At 64.5% G+C, this 16510-nt stretch carries 17 protein-coding genes and 1 tRNA gene; 8 read left to right on the forward strand and 10 right to left on the reverse strand.

What is annotated here, in order from left to right:
* Positions 1-37: 37 nt before the first annotated feature.
* Complete coding sequence (gene clpA, locus POR01S_RS13465; protein WP_007162299.1) at positions 38-2308, forward strand: ATP-dependent Clp protease ATP-binding subunit ClpA; 2271 nt, start codon at positions 38-40, stop codon at positions 2306-2308.
* A 71-nt stretch (positions 2309-2379) separates the two neighbouring features.
* Here clpA and infA read toward each other — a convergent pair whose 3' ends face one another.
* The 3 genes from infA to aat form a co-directional block, all read right to left on the reverse strand.
* A complete protein-coding gene (infA, locus tag POR01S_RS13470) occupies positions 2380-2598 on the reverse strand; it encodes a translation initiation factor IF-1 (RefSeq protein WP_002553999.1) in 219 nt (72 codons plus the stop codon).
* A gap of 94 nt (positions 2599-2692) precedes the next feature.
* Positions 2693-3400, reverse strand: a complete 708-nt coding sequence (locus tag POR01S_RS13475) for an arginyltransferase (RefSeq protein WP_007162300.1) — start codon at positions 3398-3400, stop codon at positions 2693-2695.
* A 35-nt stretch (positions 3401-3435) separates the two neighbouring features.
* On the reverse strand, positions 3436-4125 hold the full coding sequence (aat, locus tag POR01S_RS13480; protein WP_042136408.1) for a leucyl/phenylalanyl-tRNA--protein transferase: 690 nt from the start codon (positions 4123-4125) through the stop codon (positions 3436-3438).
* 256 nt (positions 4126-4381) lie between these two features.
* Between aat and POR01S_RS13485 the strand changes: the two genes are divergently transcribed.
* The 5 genes from POR01S_RS13485 to cysG are packed head-to-tail and all read left to right on the forward strand — an operon-like array spanning position 4382 to position 11563.
* The gene (locus tag POR01S_RS13485; RefSeq protein ID WP_042136409.1) at positions 4382-6865 is read left to right on the forward strand and encodes a DNA translocase FtsK; all 2484 of its coding nucleotides are present in this window, start codon (positions 4382-4384) and stop codon (positions 6863-6865) included.
* 17 nt (positions 6866-6882) lie between these two features.
* Entirely contained in the window at positions 6883-7506 is a 624-nt protein-coding gene (gene lolA / locus POR01S_RS13490; RefSeq protein ID WP_007162303.1) for an outer membrane lipoprotein periplasmic chaperone LolA, read from the forward strand.
* A gap of 9 nt (positions 7507-7515) precedes the next feature.
* Complete coding sequence (locus tag POR01S_RS13495; RefSeq protein WP_042136411.1) at positions 7516-8844, forward strand: replication-associated recombination protein A; 1329 nt, start codon at positions 7516-7518, stop codon at positions 8842-8844.
* A 47-nt stretch (positions 8845-8891) separates the two neighbouring features.
* The gene (gene serS / locus POR01S_RS13500) at positions 8892-10169 is read left to right on the forward strand and encodes a serine--tRNA ligase (protein ID WP_042136413.1); all 1278 of its coding nucleotides are present in this window, start codon (positions 8892-8894) and stop codon (positions 10167-10169) included.
* On the forward strand, positions 10169-11563 hold the full coding sequence (cysG, locus tag POR01S_RS13505) for a siroheme synthase CysG (RefSeq protein WP_042136415.1): 1395 nt from the start codon (positions 10169-10171) through the stop codon (positions 11561-11563). The genes serS and cysG overlap by 1 nt, the downstream gene beginning before the upstream one ends.
* Positions 11564-11566: 3 nt before the next feature.
* Here the strand turns inward: cysG and POR01S_RS13510 are convergent, their stop codons facing one another.
* The 7 genes from POR01S_RS13510 to POR01S_RS13540 form a co-directional block, all read right to left on the reverse strand.
* Positions 11567-12568, reverse strand: a complete 1002-nt coding sequence (locus tag POR01S_RS13510; RefSeq protein WP_042136417.1) for a glutathione S-transferase family protein — start codon at positions 12566-12568, stop codon at positions 11567-11569.
* A 65-nt stretch (positions 12569-12633) separates the two neighbouring features.
* Positions 12634-13617 (reverse strand): glycosyl transferase family protein, encoded by a 984-nt coding sequence (locus tag POR01S_RS13515; RefSeq protein ID WP_042136420.1) that lies wholly within the window; start codon positions 13615-13617, stop codon positions 12634-12636.
* Positions 13614-13925, reverse strand: a complete 312-nt coding sequence (locus POR01S_RS13520; RefSeq protein ID WP_007162309.1) for a TusE/DsrC/DsvC family sulfur relay protein — start codon at positions 13923-13925, stop codon at positions 13614-13616. Before POR01S_RS13520 ends, POR01S_RS13515 begins: the two co-directional genes overlap by 4 nt.
* 2 nt (positions 13926-13927) lie before the next feature.
* Positions 13928-14227, reverse strand: coding sequence for a sulfurtransferase complex subunit TusB (gene tusB, locus POR01S_RS13525; RefSeq protein WP_042136423.1), 300 nt, complete (start codon positions 14225-14227; stop codon positions 13928-13930).
* Positions 14224-14580, reverse strand: coding sequence for a sulfurtransferase complex subunit TusC (gene tusC, locus POR01S_RS13530; RefSeq protein ID WP_042136424.1), 357 nt, complete (start codon positions 14578-14580; stop codon positions 14224-14226). The genes tusB and tusC overlap by 4 nt, the downstream gene beginning before the upstream one ends.
* Before the next feature lies 1 nt (position 14581).
* On the reverse strand, positions 14582-14977 hold the full coding sequence (gene tusD, locus POR01S_RS13535; protein ID WP_042136426.1) for a sulfurtransferase complex subunit TusD: 396 nt from the start codon (positions 14975-14977) through the stop codon (positions 14582-14584).
* Between the two features lie 49 nt (positions 14978-15026).
* Positions 15027-15695 carry a Bax inhibitor-1/YccA family protein gene (locus tag POR01S_RS13540; protein ID WP_007162313.1) on the reverse strand — a complete coding sequence of 223 codons (669 nt, stop codon included), beginning with the start codon at positions 15693-15695 and terminating at the stop codon, positions 15027-15029.
* A 127-nt stretch (positions 15696-15822) separates the two neighbouring features.
* Here POR01S_RS13540 and POR01S_RS13545 point away from each other — a divergent pair.
* Together POR01S_RS13545 and POR01S_RS13550 are read left to right on the forward strand one after the other, a co-directional pair.
* Positions 15823-15910: transfer RNA gene (locus tag POR01S_RS13545), tRNA-Ser, on the forward strand.
* Positions 15911-16006: 96 nt separating this feature from the next.
* Complete coding sequence (locus POR01S_RS13550; protein ID WP_042136428.1) at positions 16007-16486, forward strand: DUF2321 domain-containing protein; 480 nt, start codon at positions 16007-16009, stop codon at positions 16484-16486.
* Positions 16487-16510: the final 24 nt, after the last annotated feature.

Raw genomic sequence — 16510 nt, forward strand, 5'->3', positions numbered from 1 at the left:
TTGGGCTACTGTGCTGCTTGGGCTATGAGGTGAAGCTATGTTGAATCGTGAGCTCGAAGTCACCCTGAATCTCGCCTTCAAGGAGGCGAGGACGAAGCGTCATGAATTCATGACCGTTGAGCACCTCCTGCTGGCGCTGCTGGACAACGAAGCGGCCGCCACCGTGTTGAGAGCCTGCGGCGCCAACATCGATCGCCTGCGTCGCGATCTGTTGGAATTCATAGATTCCACCACGCCCCTGATTCCACAGCAGGATGACGAGCGCGAAACGCAACCGACGCTGGGCTTCCAGCGGGTCCTGCAGCGTGCGGTCTTCCACGTGCAGAGCTCGGGCAAGCGCGAAGTGACCGGGGCCAACGTCCTGGTCGCCATCTTCAGCGAACAGGAAAGCCAGGCGGTGTTCCTGCTCAAGCAGCAGAGCGTGGCGCGGATCGACGTGGTCAACTTCATCGCCCACGGCATCTCCAAGGTGCCCGGCGCCGCCCCTGAAGCCGAGCAGGATCAGGACGCCGCCGAGGAGGAGGGTGCCGAACCCAGTTCCTCCAACAATCCGCTCGAAGCCTACGCCAGCAACCTCAACGAGCAGGCGCGGCAGGGCCGCATCGACCCGCTGGTCGGCCGCGAGCACGAAGTCGAGCGCGTTGCCCAGATCCTCGCCCGGCGTCGCAAGAACAATCCGCTGCTGGTGGGTGAGGCCGGGGTCGGCAAGACCGCCATCGCCGAAGGCCTGGCCAAGCGCATCGTCGACGGTCAGGTCCCCGACCTGCTGGCGGACAGCGTGGTCTACTCCCTGGACCTCGGTGCCCTGCTGGCCGGCACCAAGTACCGTGGCGACTTCGAGAAGAGATTCAAGGCCCTGCTGGCCGAGCTGAAGAAGCGGCCCCATGCCGTGCTCTTCATCGACGAGATCCACACCATCATCGGTGCCGGCGCGGCCTCGGGCGGAGTGATGGATGCCTCCAACCTGCTCAAGCCGCTGCTGTCCTCCGGTGAGATCCGCTGCATCGGCTCCACCACCTTCCAGGAATTCCGCGGCATCTTCGAAAAGGACCGGGCACTGGCTCGGCGCTTCCAGAAGGTCGACGTGGTCGAGCCCTCGGTGGACGATACCTACGGCATCCTGCGTGGCCTCAAGGGGCGCTTCGAGCAGCATCACCACATCGAGTACACCGATGAGGCGCTGCGTGCGGCAGCCGAGCTGGCCGCCCGCTACATCAACGACCGCCACATGCCTGACAAGGCCATCGACGTCATCGACGAAGCCGGCGCCTATCAGCGCCTGCAGCCCGAGGATCGTCGCGCCGAGCGCATCGACGTGCAGCAGGTCGAGGACATCGTCGCCAAGATCGCGCGGATTCCCCCCAAGACCGTCAACAGTTCCGACAAGGAGCTGCTCCGCAACCTGGAGCGTGACCTCAAGTTGACCGTGTTCGGTCAGGACCTGGCGATCGAATCCCTGTCCACCGCCATCAAGCTGTCCCGTGCCGGTCTGAAGTCGCCGGACAAGCCGGTCGGTTCCTTCCTCTTCGCCGGTCCCACCGGCGTGGGCAAGACCGAGGTGGCGCGGCAGCTGGCCAAGGCCATGGGTGTGGAGCTGGTGCGCTTCGACATGTCCGAGTACATGGAGCGGCATACCGTGTCCCGGCTGATCGGTGCGCCTCCCGGCTACGTCGGTTTCGACCAGGGTGGTCTGCTGACCGAGGCCATCACCAAGACGCCGCACTGCGTGCTCCTGCTCGACGAGATCGAGAAGGCCCACCCCGAGGTGTTCAACCTGCTCCTGCAGGTCATGGACCATGGCACCCTGACGGACAACAACGGTCGCAAGGCCGACTTCCGTAACGTGATCCTGATCCTGACCACCAACGCCGGTGCCGAAACCGCATCCCGTGCCTCCATCGGCTTCACGCTGCAGGATCACACCACGGATGCCATGGAAGTCATCAAGAAGAGCTTCACGCCAGAGTTCCGCAACCGTCTGGACACCATCATCCAGTTCGGCCGCCTGAGCACCGAAGTCATCAAGAGCATCGTCGACAAGTTCCTCACCGAACTGCAGGCGCAACTCGAGGACAAGCGTGTGCAGCTTGAGGTCAGCGATGCGGCCCGTGGCTGGCTGGCAGAGCGTGGCTATGACGTGCAGATGGGTGCTCGTCCCATGGCGCGCCTCATCCAGGACAAGATCAAGCGGCCGCTGGCCGAGCAGATCCTGTTTGGCGATCTGGCCGATCATGGCGGTATCGTGCACATCGATGCGGTGAACGACGAGCTGGAGTTCGAGTTCGAGACCACGGCCGAGCCTGCCTGAGGGCAGGTCGCGGTTTACAATCGCTCATGAAAAAGCCCGGCATCGCCGGGCTTTTTCATGAAAGGATTCGCTTAACGCGCGCGGTAGGTGATCCGGCCCTTGCTCAGATCGTAAGGCGTCAGCTCCACGCGAACCTTGTCCCCCGTCAGGATGCGGATGTAGTTCTTACGCATCTTTCCGGAGATGTGCGCGGTGACGACGTGCCCATTTTCCAACTCCACGCGAAACATGGTGTTGGGCAGGGTGTCGACGACAGTACCTTCCATTTCGAAGCTGTCTTCTTTCGACATATATAGAAAAGCCCTCGGTGACAAGATAGGCCCAGAGCAGTCCGGGCGAAAAAGGCCCATATTCTGACAGAAATTCAGAAAAAGCGCTATTTCGTCAGGCCAGGGCGACCCAGCGCTGATTGACGAAGAGCTCGATGGGGCGATACTCGGTCTTATAGGACATCTTGCGACACCCTTTGATCCAGTAACCGAGATAAACCGCATCCAGGCCGAGGCGCCGGGATTCCGCGATCTGCCAGAGGATGCCGAAGACGCCGAGGCTGCGCTTCTCCTCGCTGGGATCGTAGAAGGTATAGACGGCCGACATGCCGTTGGGCAGGACATCGGTGACGGCGATTCCGATCAGACGATCTTCCACCCGCATCTCATAGAAGAAGGCGTAGGGCAGGTTGCTGACCAGGAAGGTGGAGAACTGGCCGCGACTCGGCGGGAACATGTCGCCGTCGGCGTGCCGCTCGCTGATGTAGCGGGCGTACAGCTGATAGCGTTCTTCGGTGAAGCCCGGGTCGCAGCGGCTGACCTTGATGTCGAGGTTGCGCTTGAGGACGCGATTCTGCTTGCGGCTGGGGCGAAAGCGGGCGACGGGAATGCGGGCGGGGACACAGGCCTTGCACAGCTGGCAGTGAGGGCGATAGAGGTGGTCGCCACTGCGGCGGAAGCCCAGTTCGGACAACTCCGCGTAGATCTGGCCGTTCATGGGCTGCGAGGGGTCGAGAAACAGCGTGGTCGCCTGCTCGTTGGGCAGGTAACTGCAAGCGTGAGGCTGGGTTGCGTAGAACTTGAGTCTCGCCAGCTCGGTCATGTCGAACCTCTACATAAGCCTAGCCTGAGTGTAAGTCACCCGCAGGAGGTAGGCCAGGCGGCCATGCTGGCCTGATCCAGGTATTTGGCCAGGTATTCGGCAAAGCGTTCCCGAGAGAGACAGCTCGCGCCGAGACTCTGCAGATGTGCGGTTTGCATCTGGCAGTCGATCATCACGAAGCCCCAGGCCGCCAGGTCCCGGACCAGGGTCACGAAGCCGATCTTGGAGGCGTTGTCGACGTGGCTGAACATGGATTCGCCGAAGAACAGCTTGCCCATGGCGATGCCATAGAGGCCGCCGACGAGCTGGTTGTCGTCCCAGACCTCCACGGAGTGGGCCCAGCCCTGGGTGTGCAGTTGCTGGTATGCCTGACGCATCTCCGCGGTGATCCAGGTGCCGTCCGCATCGCGGCGCGGACCGGCGCAGGCTAGGATCACCCGCTCGAACGCCTGGTCGTAGGTGACCCGCAGCGGCGTCTTGCGCAGAGTCTTGGCCAGGCTGCGAGAGACGTGCAGATCCGGCGGAAAAAGCACCGTCCGCGGATCCGGCGACCACCAGAGCAGGGGCTGGCCGGCCTGGTACCAGGGAAAGCAGCCATGTCGATAGGCGCTGATCAGGCGCGCCGCACTCAGGTCGCCGCCGATGGCCAGCAGGCCGTTGGGTTCGCGTAGCGCCTGCTGCAGTGGCGGAAAGTCAGGGCTTTCGCGGGTCAGCCATTTCACCATGGTAGGGGAGGGCGCCTTCTGATGGGTGGAGCCGAAGCTGTGCCGCTTGTGCGTAACAAGCTCAAGAAATCGTCATAACTCTTTGTCAGGACAACGAAAGAATGCTCCAATGTTGTGCCTGAAGGCGGTTCCGGTACGGCCGGCCGCTATCGTGCCATGTTTCGCCGTGGGACTGTAGAAGCAGGGCCCGGGCGATCTAGAATGGCGCACTGTTTTTGATTCACGGTCACACGTTCCGTGTGCGGGAAAAGCGCGCTTGAAGCAATCCAGTTCTGTCAGCCACGTCAACCAATGGCGTGAGCATCTGCATTATCGTCTCAAGGAGGTGGTGCTCATCGCACTGGCCGCCTTGTGCCTGTATCTGCTCATGGCTCTGCTGAGCTACGACCCCTCAGATCCGGGCTGGACCCACACCAGTCGCATCGATCAGGTCCATAACACTGCGGGCCGCGCCGGCGCCTGGCTGGCCGACGTGCTGTTCATGGCCCTCGGCTATTTCGCCTTTGTGTTTCCCGTACTGCTCGCCGTCAAGACCTGGCAGATCTTCCGCAAGCGGCATCTGCCCTGGGAATGGAGCGGCTGGCTGTTTTCCTGGCGGCTGACCGGCCTGGTGCTGCTGGTGATCTCGGGTTCGGTACTGGCCTATATCCATTTCCATGCGGCTTCGGCGCTGCCGGCGTCCGCCGGCGGCGCGCTGGGCGAGAGCCTCGGGCAGCTGTCGGTCGCCGCCCTCAATGTCCAGGGCAGCACGCTGCTGTTCCTCGCGCTGTTCCTGCTGGGGCTCACCGTCTTCACCGACCTGTCCTGGTTCAAGGTGATGGATTTCACCGGCAAGGTCGTGCTCGATCTGCTGGATCTGGTGCAGGGTGGCTTCAGCCGCCTGGCCGGCGGTCGCCGTCAGGCTCCGGAGCTGGACCCCTTCGACGAGCCGGTGTCACCGCCGGTGGCCCGCAAGAGCAAGGCGCGTGACGTGCCGGTTCCGGTCGCCGACGAAGACCTCGACGACCTGCTCGACATCGCGCCCCCGCCACGGGTCGAGCGCGCCGCGCCGCGCATCGAGATGCCGGCGCCCAGTCGCTTCGTCGCCGAGCCGGCGGAGTCCGCACCAGTTGCAGCCGCACCCGTCGCGGCGGCTGCCAGCGTGGCCATGCCCAGCCCGCCGCCGCGCAAGGCTGCGCCGGCGCCAGCCCCTGCGCCTTATGCGCCGGCAGCCGCCGTCACCCGTGTCGATGCGGACCTGGAGGGCACCCTGCCGCCGCTATCGATCCTGGATCGCGCCGAAAAGAAACAGCAGAGCTACTCGCCGGAATTCCTCGAAAACATGTCGCGCCTGCTGGAGGTCAAGCTCAAGGAGTTCGGCGTCGAGGTGCTGGTGGAGAGCGTCCATCCCGGCCCGGTGATCACCCGCTTCGAGATTCAGCCGGCGGCCGGGGTCAAGGTCAGTCGCATCTCCAACCTGGCCAAGGACCTGGCGCGCTCCCTCGCCGTGTTCAGCGTCCGGGTGGTGGAAGTCATTCCCGGCAAGACCACCGTGGGTATCGAGATTCCCAACGAGGATCGCCAGATGGTGCGCTTCTCCGAGGTGCTCGAATCGCCCGAGTACGCGGCTGCCAAGTCGCCCGTCACCCTGGCCCTGGGTCACGACATCGGCGGCAAGCCGGTGATCACCGACCTGGCCAAGATGCCGCACCTGCTGGTCGCCGGTACCACCGGCTCCGGTAAGTCGGTGGGCGTGAACGCCATGCTGCTGTCGATCCTGTTCAAGTCCAGCCCGGAAGACGCGCGGCTGATCATGATTGATCCCAAGATGCTGGAGCTCTCGATCTACGAGGGCATTCCGCACCTGCTCTGTCCGGTGGTCACCGACATGAAGGAAGCCGCCAACGCCCTGCGCTGGAGCGTGGCGGAGATGGAGCGGCGCTACAAGCTGATGGCGGCCATGGGCGTGCGTAACCTGGCCGGCTTCAACCGCAAGGTGAAGGACGCCGAGGAAGCGGGCACGCCGCTGACCGATCCGCTCTATCGTCGCGAGAGCATGGACGACGAGGCGCCGCTACTGAAGACCCTGCCGACCATCGTGGTGGTGGTGGACGAATTCGCCGACATGATGATGATCGTCGGCAAGAAGGTCGAAGAGCTGATCGCGCGGATCGCGCAGAAGGCGCGAGCGGCTGGCATCCACCTGATCCTGGCCACCCAGCGTCCCTCGGTGGACGTCATCACCGGTCTGATCAAGGCCAACATCCCGACGCGGATGGCCTTCCAGGTGTCGAGCAAGATCGACTCCCGGACCATTCTCGACCAGGGCGGCGCCGAACAGCTGCTCGGTCACGGTGACATGCTCTATCTGCCGCCGGGTACCGGCCTGCCGATTCGCGTCCACGGCGCCTTCGTGTCCGACGACGAGGTCCATCGCGTGGTCGAGGCCTGGAAGGAGCGCGGCGCCCCCGACTACATCGAAGACATCCTCAGCGGCCCGGACGAGGGCGGCGGGGCAGGCTTCGAGGGGGCTGGTGGCGAAGGCGGCGAGAGCGACGAGGACGATCCGCTCTACGACGAAGCGGTGCGCTTCGTTACCGAGAGTCGCCGGGCTTCCATCTCCGCGGTCCAGCGCAAGCTCAAGATCGGTTACAACCGGGCGGCACGCATGATCGAAACCATGGAAATGGCCGGTGTCGTATCGCCCATGAACACCAACGGCTCGCGTGAGGTCACAGCGCCTGCTCCGGTGAGAGACTGACATCCATGAGGACCTCGATGCACAAGCTGCGTTGCTTCGCCCTGGCCGCCCTGGCCGCCGTAAGCTTTTCCGCCCATGCCGACCAGGCGTCGGTGGGTCGCCTGTCGCAATTGCTGGACAAGGCCCAGACCCTGACCGCGCGCTTCTCGCAACTGACCCTGGATGGCTCGGGTACCCGCCTGCAGGAAACCGCCGGCAACATGAGCCTCAAGCGTCCCGGGCTGTTCCGCTGGCATTCCGATGCCCCCCAGGAGCAACTGCTGGTGTCCGATGGCAAGCAGGTCTGGCTGTACGACCCGGACCTGGAGCAGGTCACCATCCGCAAGCTGGACCTGCGCCTGACCCAGACGCCGGCGCTGCTCCTGTCGGGCGACATCTCCAAGATCGAAAGCAGCTTCGACGTCACCAGCAAGGACGCCGGCAACGTCGTCGACTTCGTGCTCAAGCCCAAGACCAAGGACACCCTGTTCGACAGCCTGCGGCTGTCCTTCCGCAACGGCGTGATCAACGACATGCAGTTGATCGACGGTGCCGGTCAGCGAACCAACATCCTCTTCTTCAACGTCAAGCTCAACGAGCCGGTGGCCGCGTCCCAGTTCACCTTCCAGGTGCCCAAGGGAGCCGACGTCATCCAGGAGTGATCGCACCCCATGGATCTCTTCAGCACCGCACCCGTCGGGCAGCCCTTGGCTGCCCGCATGCGTCCCGAGACCCTCGATGAATACGCGGGTCAGCAGCACCTGCTGGCGCGGGGCAAGCCCCTGCGCGAGGCGCTGGAGCAGGGTGCGCTGCATTCGATGATCTTCTGGGGTCCGCCCGGGGTGGGCAAGACCACACTGGCGCGGCTGCTGGCGCAGGTCTCCGATGCCCATTTCGAAACGCTGTCGGCGGTGCTCTCCGGGGTCAAGGAGATCCGCCACGCGGTGGAGGTGGCCAAGCAGCAGGCTGCCCAGTATCGTCGCCGCACCATTCTCTTCGTCGACGAGGTGCACCGCTTCAACAAATCGCAGCAGGATGCCTTTCTGCCCTATGTCGAGGATGGCACCCTGATCTTCATCGGGGCGACCACCGAGAATCCCTCCTTCGAGCTCAACAACGCGCTGCTCTCGCGGGCGCGGGTCTATGTGCTCAAGAGCCTGGACGACGAGGCCCTCGCCGGCCTGGCACGCCGCGCCCTGACCAGCGCCAAGGGCCTGGGCGAACGCCGGCTGAGTCTGCCCGACGACGCCCTGGCGCTGCTGCTGGCCGCCGCCGATGGCGACGGTCGCCGACTGCTCAACCTGCTGGAGAACGCCGCGGACCTGGCCGAGGACGGTGGTGTCCTGGATGCCGAGCTGTTCCAGAGTCTGCTGGGCGATCAACGCCGGCGCTTCGACAAGGGGGGCGAGGCCTTCTACGACCAGATCTCCGCGCTGCACAAATCGGTGCGGGGCTCGAATCCCGATGGTGCCCTCTACTGGTTCGCACGGATGATCGACGGTGGCTGCGATGCGCTGTACATCGCCCGGCGCGTGGTGCGCATGGCGAGCGAAGATATCGGCAACGCCGATCCGCGCGCCCTGAGCCTGTGCCTGGACGCCTGGGACGTCCAGGAGCGCCTGGGCAGTCCGGAAGGCGAGCTGGCCATCGCCCAGGCGATCGTCTATCTGGCCTGCGCGCCCAAGAGCAATGCCGTTTACCTGGGTTACAAGGCCGCCCTGGCCGATGTGCGCCAGAACGGCTCGCGCGAGGTGCCACTGCACCTGCGCAACGCGCCGACCAAGCTGATGAAGAATCTTGGCTACGGCGACGAATACCGCTATGCCCACGATGAGCCTGAGGCCTATGCCGCGGGCGAGGACTACTTTCCCGAAGAGCTCGAGCCGCGCCGCTACTATGAGCCGGTTCCCCGTGGGCTGGAGCTGAAGATCCGCGATAAACTGCAGCACCTGGCGGACCTCGACCGGTCCAGCCCGCGCCAGCGCCGGCGGCGTTCCTGACCCCCCGCCCGCGCCGTTGCCCCCATTCCTAAGCAAGAGAAACGGACATGCTTGATTCGAAACTGGTTCGCACCCAAACCGAGGAGGTGGCCGCGCGTCTGGCGACCCGTGGCTACGTCCTGGACGTCAGCCTGGTGGAGTCGCTGGAAACTCGTCGCAAGGCCGTGCAGACCCGCACCGAGACCCTGCAGGCCGAGCGCAATGCCCGCTCCAAGGGGATCGGCCAGGCCAAGGCGCGCGGTGAAGACATCGCGCCGTTGCTGGCCGAGGTCGATCGCATGGGCAGCGAACTGGAAGAAGCGAAGCGCGAGCTGGATCTGGTCCAGGGCGAGCTGGATGCCCTGCTGCTGGGCCTGCCCAACCTGCCCGACGCCTCGGTGCCGGTCGGCAAGGACGAAGACGACAACGTCGAGGTCCGTCGCTGGGGCACGCCGCGTGAGTTCGACTTCGAGATCAAGGATCACGTCGCCCTGGGCGAGACCCACGGCTGGCTGGACCTCGAGACCGCTGCGCGTTTCTCCGGCGCCCGCTTCGCCGTGATGCGTGGCCCCATCGCCCGTCTGCACCGCGCCTTGGCGCAGTTCATGCTCAACCTGCACACCGGCGAGCACGGCTACGAAGAGACCTATACGCCCTACCTGGTGCAGGCCGAAACCCTGCAGGGCACCGGTCAGCTGCCCAAGTTCGAGGAAGACCTGTTCAAGATCGGCCGCGAAGGCGAGAGCGATCTTTACCTGATCCCCACCGCCGAGGTCACCCTGACCAACCTGGTCGCCGGCCAGATCCTCGACGCCAAGCGTCTGCCGCTCAAGTTCACCGCCCATACCCCCTGCTTCCGCAGCGAAGCCGGGGCCTCGGGGCGCGACACCCGCGGCATGATCCGTCAGCACCAGTTCGACAAGGTGGAGATGGTCCATATCGTCGAGCCGAGCACCTCCTTCCAGGCCCTGGAAGAGCTGACCGGCCACGCCGAGACCGTACTGCAGCGCCTGGAACTGCCCTACCGGGTGCTGTCGCTGTGCACCGGCGACATGGGCTTCGGTGCCACCAAGACCTACGACCTGGAAGTCTGGGTGCCGAGCCAGGGCAAGTATCGCGAGATCTCGTCCTGCTCCAATTGCGGTGATTTCCAGGCGCGCCGCATGCAGGCCCGCTATCGCAACGCCGAGGGCAAGCCCGAGCTGGTGCATACCCTCAACGGCTCCGGCCTGGCCGTGGGTCGTACCCTGGTCGCCGTGCTGGAGAACTATCAGCAGGCCGATGGCAGCATCCGCGTTCCCGACGTCCTCAAGCCCTACATGGGTGGCCTCGAGGTCATCGGCTGATGGACTACCTGCCGCTCTTCCACAAGCTCGACGGCCGTCCGGTACTGGTGATCGGCGGGGGCGATATTGCCCTGCGCAAGAGCGTGCTGCTGGCCGAAGCCGGCGCCCTCATCACCCTGGTGGCGCCGGAGATCGAGCCTGAGGTGCGCGCCTTCGTCGAGGCGCGGGGCGGCAGTTGCCGGGTCGAGCGCTATGCGGCGGATCATCTCGCCGGACATTGCCTGGTGATCGCGGCCACCGACGATGACGAGGTCAACGAGAGGGTGTCTCACGATGCCCAGGCCCTGGGCCTGCCGGTCAACGCGGTGGATGCGCCGAAGCTGTGCACCGTGATCTTCCCGGCCATCGTCGATCGTTCGCCCCTGGTGATCGCCATTTCCAGCGGCGGTGACGCCCCGGTGCTGGCGCGCCTGGTGCGGGCCAAGCTGGAGAGCTGGATCCCGGCGACCTACGGGCAGCTGGCGCAACTGGCCCAGCGCTTTCGCGCCCGGGCGAAGACGCGCTTCGCCGATCTGCAGGCGCGGCGGATCTTCTGGGAAGAGGTGTTCCAGGGCGAGGTCGCGGAAAAGGTCTTTTCCGGGCAGCCCCAGGCGGCCGAACAGCTGCTGGAAGCCAAGCTGACCAGCGAGACCGCCACCTTCCGCGGCGAGGTCTATCTGGTCGGCGCCGGTCCCGGCGATCCGGATCTGCTGACCTTCCGCGCCCTGCGGCTGATGCAGCAGGCCGACGTAGTGCTCTACGACCGCCTGGTGGCCCCGACCATCCTCGACATGTGCCGGCGCGATGCCGATCGCATCTATGTCGGCAAGCGTCGCGCCGAGCATGCGGTGCCTCAGGATGATCTCAATCGCCTGCTGGTCAAGCTGGCCCGGGAGGGCAAGCGGGTCCTGCGATTGAAGGGAGGCGATCCCTTCATCTTCGGTCGCGGCGGCGAGGAGATCGAGGAGCTGGCGGCCGAGGGCATTCCCTTCCAGGTGGTGCCGGGCATCACTGCGGCCAGTGGCTGTGCGGCCTATGCCGGCATTCCCCTGACCCACAGGGACCACGCCCAGTCGGTGCGCTTCGTCACCGGTCATCTCAAGGACGGCTCGGCCGATCTGCCTTGGACCGATCTGGTGGCGCCGGGGCAGACCCTGGTGTTCTACATGGGCCTGGTGGGACTGCCCACCATCTGCGAGCAACTCATCGCCCATGGCAAGGATCCGGCAACGCCGGCGGCGTTGGTGCAACAGGGCACCACGCTCAATCAGCGGGTATTCACCGGTACCCTGCAGGATCTGCCGCAGCTGGTTGCCGAGCATGAGGTCCACGCGCCGACGCTGGTGATCGTCGGCGAAGTGGTGGCACTACGCGAGAAGCTGGCCTGGTTCGAAGGCGCCCAGACGACGGTCTGACACCTAGACCGCGCCCTGGATGCCGGCACTGCTCAGGGCCTCGCGGCCATGGGGCAGATCCAGCTCCAGGGCCGGCCCCTTGGGCACGATACCGGTCGGATTGATCTGCGCATGGCTGCCATAGTAGTGGTGCTTGATGTGCTCGAAGTCCACGGTCTCGGCGATTTCCGGCCACTGATACAGCTCCCTCAGCCAGCCCTGTAGCGCCGGATAGTCCCGGATGCGCCGCAGATTGCATTTGAAGTGGCCGTGGTAAACGGCGTCGAAGCGAATCAGGGTGGTGAACAGGCGCCAATCGGCTTCCGTCAGCCATTCGCCGGTGAGATAGCGCTGGGTCTGCAGCAGCTTTTCCAGTTCGTCGAGGGTGGCGAAGACCTCGTCGAAGGCCTCTTCGTAGGCCTCCTGGGTGGTAGCGAAGCCAGCCCGGTAGACGCCGTTGTTGACCGTCGGATAGATGCGCTCGTTGAGGGCGTCGATGCGCCCGCGCAGGGCCTCCGGGTAGAGGTCCAGGCGATTGCCGGTCAGCTCGTCGAAGGCGCCGTTAAACATGCGGATGATCTCGGCGGATTCGTTGCTGACGATGCGCTCCTCCTGGCGATCCCAGAGCACCGGCACGGTAACTCGGCCGGTGTAGTCGGCCTGGTCGCGCTGATAGAGCTGGTAGAGACGCTCAAGGTGATAGAGGTCGTCACCACTGGAGCCCTTGGCCAGGTCGAAGGTCCAGCCTTCCTCGCGCATCAGCCAGCTGACCACCGAGACGCCGATCAGGTCCCTGAGGCCCTTGAGCTGGCGATAGATCAGGGTGCGGTGGGCCCAGGGGCAGGCCAGGGACACATAGAGGTGGTAGCGCCCGGCTTCCGGGGCATAGCGCGAGGCGCCTTGCGGAATGGCTTGCTCGGGGCGGGCGATCCAGTCCCGACGCTGGGCCTCTTCCCGTTTGAAATGGCCATCCTTGCCATTGTCGTACCAGCGGTCCTGCCACTGCCCATCGACCAACAAGCCCATATCGTCATCCTCCGCTGCGTTGCGGTTAGGAACCCGGGGAGCCGCTCCGGGTTCCTGAGGCGACGTCAGAGCGTCCGGTCGCGCGCTTCCCAGCGTCGCTCGGCTTCGCGCTGGGCGCTGGCCTGGTCCTGGCCCAGCGCGCGCAGGGCTACGGCCAGGGTGGCGATGACCGCCAGGCGCCCATAGGGGTCTTCCGCTTCCCCGCGCCAGGTGGCGGCGAGCAGGGCCGGATCGAGGCGCTCCGGCTTGACCTGGCGACGCTCGGTCAGCGCCGGCCAGCTTTCGTCCCAGGCTTCGCCGCCACGGGTGCCGTAGAGGTGGGCGATGACATCGGGATTGCGCTCGACTTCACCGCCTTCGCCCTTGATGACGATGCTGTCATCACCCAGCAGACGACTGGCTTCGCGGTGCACCTCCTGGTAACCCGGATGGAAGATGCTCTGCAGGATGCAGCGCGCCTGGCTGGGGTTGAGCAGCCGGACCAGGGAGTGGATCGGCGAGCGCAGGCCGAGCTCGGCCTTGAGATCGATCATCCGCTGCAGGGCTGGCATCCAGGCGGCCAGCGGCAGGAAGGCCGGCTGACCGCGATCGAGCAGGGCGTCGACGTCCTGCCAGTCAGTGGCGGTCGGCATCCCCAGGTCGGCCAGGCACTGTTCGGTATAGAGCCGGCCCGCGGTGTGGGTACCACCGCCATGCATGACCACCCGCACGCCACTGCCGGCCAGGCATTTCACCGCCAGCAGGTACCAGGGCAGGTGACGCTTCTTGCCCGCGTAGGACGGCCAGTCGAGATCGACGGCGAAACCTGGCGGCTGCAGCCGCGCCCGGACGGCGCGGGTAAAGCCAGCCAGTTCCTCGGCGCTCTCTTCCTTGTGTCTGAGCAGCATGAGAAAGGCGCCGAGCTGGGCTTCGGTCACCTGGCCGTCGAGGATCAGGCCCATGGCCATTTCCGCCTCGGCCTCGGTCAGACTGCGGGCGCCGCGCTTGCCCTTGCCCAGGGCCCGGACATAGACGGCGAAGGGGTGTTCTTCGGGCGTGGTGAGGGTCATAGGCAATTATCCGGTTTCGGCAGGCCGGCCAGTTTGGCGCCGAGCTTGGCCGGCGCGCCCTTGAACAGCAGGTTGAGCTGCAGACTGGTGCCCAGATCCGGGCCCAGCGTCTGGGCAATGTACTTGATCAGCGGCCGATTGGCTGGTGAAAGCTGGAATTGTGCGTAGAAGTCACGCAGCGCCTGCAGCACCTGCCAGTGGCGTTCGGTCAGCTCGATGCCTTCCTTGAGTGCCAGTTGCTGGGCTACTTCGGGACTCCACTGGGAGAGGTCGCGCAGATAGCCTTCGGGGTCGAGGTCGAGAGGCATGGCTAGGTCCAGCTGATGACCTTGGCGTAGCTCACGCTCAGGTCGACGAAGGTGGGGTAGTCGATCAGGGTCACGGCCCGCTCGGGTTGCAGGCAACGCGCCTGGACGTCTTCCGCCAGGGCATAGAGGGCCGCCTCGGCTGGCAGTTGCGTCAACAAGTCGGCCGCCGTGCTGCCAGGGCGCAGGGCCTCGACGGCAGCGCCGGTGAGCAGAACGGCGTCCTCGCCGCGGACCCAGCTCAGGCCATCCAGGGCGCCGGCGTCCAGCAGCGGCGAGCGGGAAAACAGGTGCAGGGTAGTCAAATGGAAATCACCTGGTCATGATCGTGGATCAGCGCCATCAGGGCCTCGGGCTCCAGCGGCGTTACCCAGGCGGGCAGCTGCTCCGGCGTAATGCCCAGGCGGCGCAGGGCGGCCGCTTCGGCGTAGATGGCCTCGACGCCGAACAGCGGCAGCGCGGAGAGGTTGGCGCTCAGGTCCTTCTGCTCAAGGGCAGCGCTGTCGGCCGACAGCAACTGGGTCACCCCGGGGCCTGCGAACAGCAGCGCCAGGGGCAATTCGAAGGCGCCACCGGCCAGCACGATATCCAGCGCTTCGCGCGGACCGGGGCCGCTCAGGGCCGGCTGGCGGGAGATGACGAGAGTACTCCTGGCCATGCTAGTCACCTCCAAAGCAGAGCAGGCGATCGGCGTCCTGCACCGCCTCGTGCAACTGGCCCAGACCGGACAGCTGCCAGGGCGCCCGCACGTTCACCGCGCCCTCACGTTCGTAGCGCCGCGCTTCGTTCTCGTCCAGCAGTCCACGCTTGAGGGCGGCGGCGATGCAGACCACGGCGTCGATCTGATGACGTTCGATCAGCTCGCGCCAGCGCGCGGGCAGATCGGATTCGTCCTGGCCACTGACCAGGGCGTGAGAGGCGTTATGGACGCCGTCGCGGTAGAGAAAGAGACGCGACAGCTCGTGACCCCCGGCCAGCAGTGCCTCGCAGAAATGCAGGGCCCGACGCGCCGAAGGCGCCTGGGGTGGGGAAAGGATAACGATGGCAAATTTCATGGATGCAAAAAGGCCCGCCGAAGCGGGCCTCTCGGGCTACCGCTGGTGATCAATCGTTGTTGCTGGCGAATCCGAAGATCTGCAGCAAGCTGATGAACATATTGTAGATCGAGACGTACAGGGTGATGGTAGCCATGATGTAGTTGTCTTCACCACCGTGCACGATGGCGCTGGTCTGGAACAGGATGGCCGCGGCGGCGAACAGCACGAAGCCCGCGCTGATGGCCAGTTGCAGACCGCTGATCTGGACGAAGAAGGACAGCACTACGGCGCCCAGCAGGATCCAGAAGCCCGCCATCAGGAAGCCACTAAGGAAGCTCATGTCCTTGCGGCTGATCAGGGCGTAGGCCGACAGGCCGAAGAAGGCCAGGGCGGTCATGCCGGCGGCGGAAGCGATCACGCTGCCACCGTTGGGCAGGCCCAGGTACATGTTCAGGATCGGGCCCAGGGTATAGCCCATGAAGCCGGTGAGGGCGAAGGTGCTGACCAGACCCCAGCCGCTGTCGCGGGTCTTCACGGTCAGGAAGAACAGGCCATAGAAGCCGATCAGGACCACGAAGATGTTGGGGTAGGGCAGCCGCATCTGCTGCGAGACGAAGGCGACCAGGCCGCTGAACGCCAGAGTCATGGCCAGCAGGGCATAGGTGTTGCGCAATACACGGCTGACGTCCCGCGGTTGCGCGATAGCAGGGTTGTAGGCGTATTGACGCTCGTTCATGGTGTACTCCAAAGCTAAATTAACGGTGTGATGTACCGTACGACCCCGAAGATAGCAAATGTTGCTTAAGGATCGCTTGCGACTGTTTGACAGTGTGTTGCCATCAGGTACTATGCGCCCCTCTTACGGAAGTGTGGCCGAGTGGTTTAAGGCAGCGGTCTTGAAAACCGCCGACTCGCAAGGGTCCCAGAGTTCGAATCTCTGCGCTTCCGCCAATATTTTCAAGCACTTAAAGCTGACTGTTCCTATCCTGCAGCCTCAGTTGGCTAGGCTTCGTAAGCGAATCGTAAGCAGCAGTCGGAGTCGCCGGTATGGGTGTATACCGCGTAGCAGAAGTCTGTCCTAATGGGCATGTCACCACTAGCCGTGCAGATGCTCGCCCTGAGCAACGCGAGCCCTTCTGCTCCAGGTGTGGAGAGGCAACGTTAACCTCTTGTGACTGCTGTGCTGCCTCTATCCGAGGACACTATCAAGTAGATGGGGTGATCGGTGGCCTAGCTTATGAGCCTCCGGCGTATTGCTACAATTGCGGTGCCGCATTCCCTTGGACTCAACGTAAAATTGATGGCGCAATGGAGCTTCTAGAGCTTGACACGGTGCTTTCCCACACTGAGCTCCTGCAAATGCGCACAGACTTGGTGGAGCTGACTAAGGATACCCCTAAGCTACAAGCAGCTTCACTGCGTTTTAAAAAGGCTATGAGCAAAGCTGGGGTTGGGGTAGCCACTGGCGTTCGTGAAATCGTAATCGACGTCCTAAGCGAAGCTGCCAAGAAGGCAATTTGGAGCTGAGCCACATCTAAACCGTTCATGTCC

The organism is Pseudomonas oryzihabitans NBRC 102199 (assembly GCF_000730625.1).
GTDB lineage: Bacteria > Pseudomonadota > Gammaproteobacteria > Pseudomonadales > Pseudomonadaceae > Chryseomonas > Chryseomonas oryzihabitans.

Excerpts from the sequence above, each read along its gene's own strand:
- POR01S_RS13510 (WP_042136417.1), bottom strand. The coding sequence starts at position 12,568 with ATGGGCTTGTTGGTCGATGGGCAGTGGCAGGACCGCTGGTACGACAAT.
- tusD (WP_042136426.1), bottom strand. The coding sequence starts at position 14,977 with ATGAAATTTGCCATCGTTATCCTTTCCCCACCCCAGGCGCCTTCGGCG.
- POR01S_RS13520 (WP_007162309.1), bottom strand. The coding sequence starts at position 13,925 with ATGCCTCTCGACCTCGACCCCGAAGGCTATCTGCGCGACCTCTCCCAG.
- serS (WP_042136413.1), top strand. The coding sequence starts at position 8,892 with ATGCTTGATTCGAAACTGGTTCGCACCCAAACCGAGGAGGTGGCCGCG.
- aat (WP_042136408.1), bottom strand. The coding sequence starts at position 4,125 with ATGGTGAAATGGCTGACCCGCGAAAGCCCTGACTTTCCGCCACTGCAG.
- lolA (WP_007162303.1), top strand. The coding sequence starts at position 6,883 with ATGCACAAGCTGCGTTGCTTCGCCCTGGCCGCCCTGGCCGCCGTAAGC.
- cysG (WP_042136415.1), top strand. The coding sequence starts at position 10,169 with ATGGACTACCTGCCGCTCTTCCACAAGCTCGACGGCCGTCCGGTACTG.
- POR01S_RS13475 (WP_007162300.1), bottom strand. The coding sequence starts at position 3,400 with ATGACCGAGCTGGCGAGACTCAAGTTCTACGCAACCCAGCCTCACGCT.
- POR01S_RS13550 (WP_042136428.1), top strand. The coding sequence starts at position 16,007 with ATGGGTGTATACCGCGTAGCAGAAGTCTGTCCTAATGGGCATGTCACC.
- POR01S_RS13515 (WP_042136420.1), bottom strand. The coding sequence starts at position 13,617 with ATGACCCTCACCACGCCCGAAGAACACCCCTTCGCCGTCTATGTCCGG.
- infA (WP_002553999.1), bottom strand. The coding sequence starts at position 2,598 with ATGTCGAAAGAAGACAGCTTCGAAATGGAAGGTACTGTCGTCGACACC.
- tusC (WP_042136424.1), bottom strand. The coding sequence starts at position 14,580 with ATGGCCAGGAGTACTCTCGTCATCTCCCGCCAGCCGGCCCTGAGCGGC.
- POR01S_RS13495 (WP_042136411.1), top strand. The coding sequence starts at position 7,516 with ATGGATCTCTTCAGCACCGCACCCGTCGGGCAGCCCTTGGCTGCCCGC.
- clpA (WP_007162299.1), top strand. The coding sequence starts at position 38 with ATGTTGAATCGTGAGCTCGAAGTCACCCTGAATCTCGCCTTCAAGGAG.
- POR01S_RS13540 (WP_007162313.1), bottom strand. The coding sequence starts at position 15,695 with ATGAACGAGCGTCAATACGCCTACAACCCTGCTATCGCGCAACCGCGG.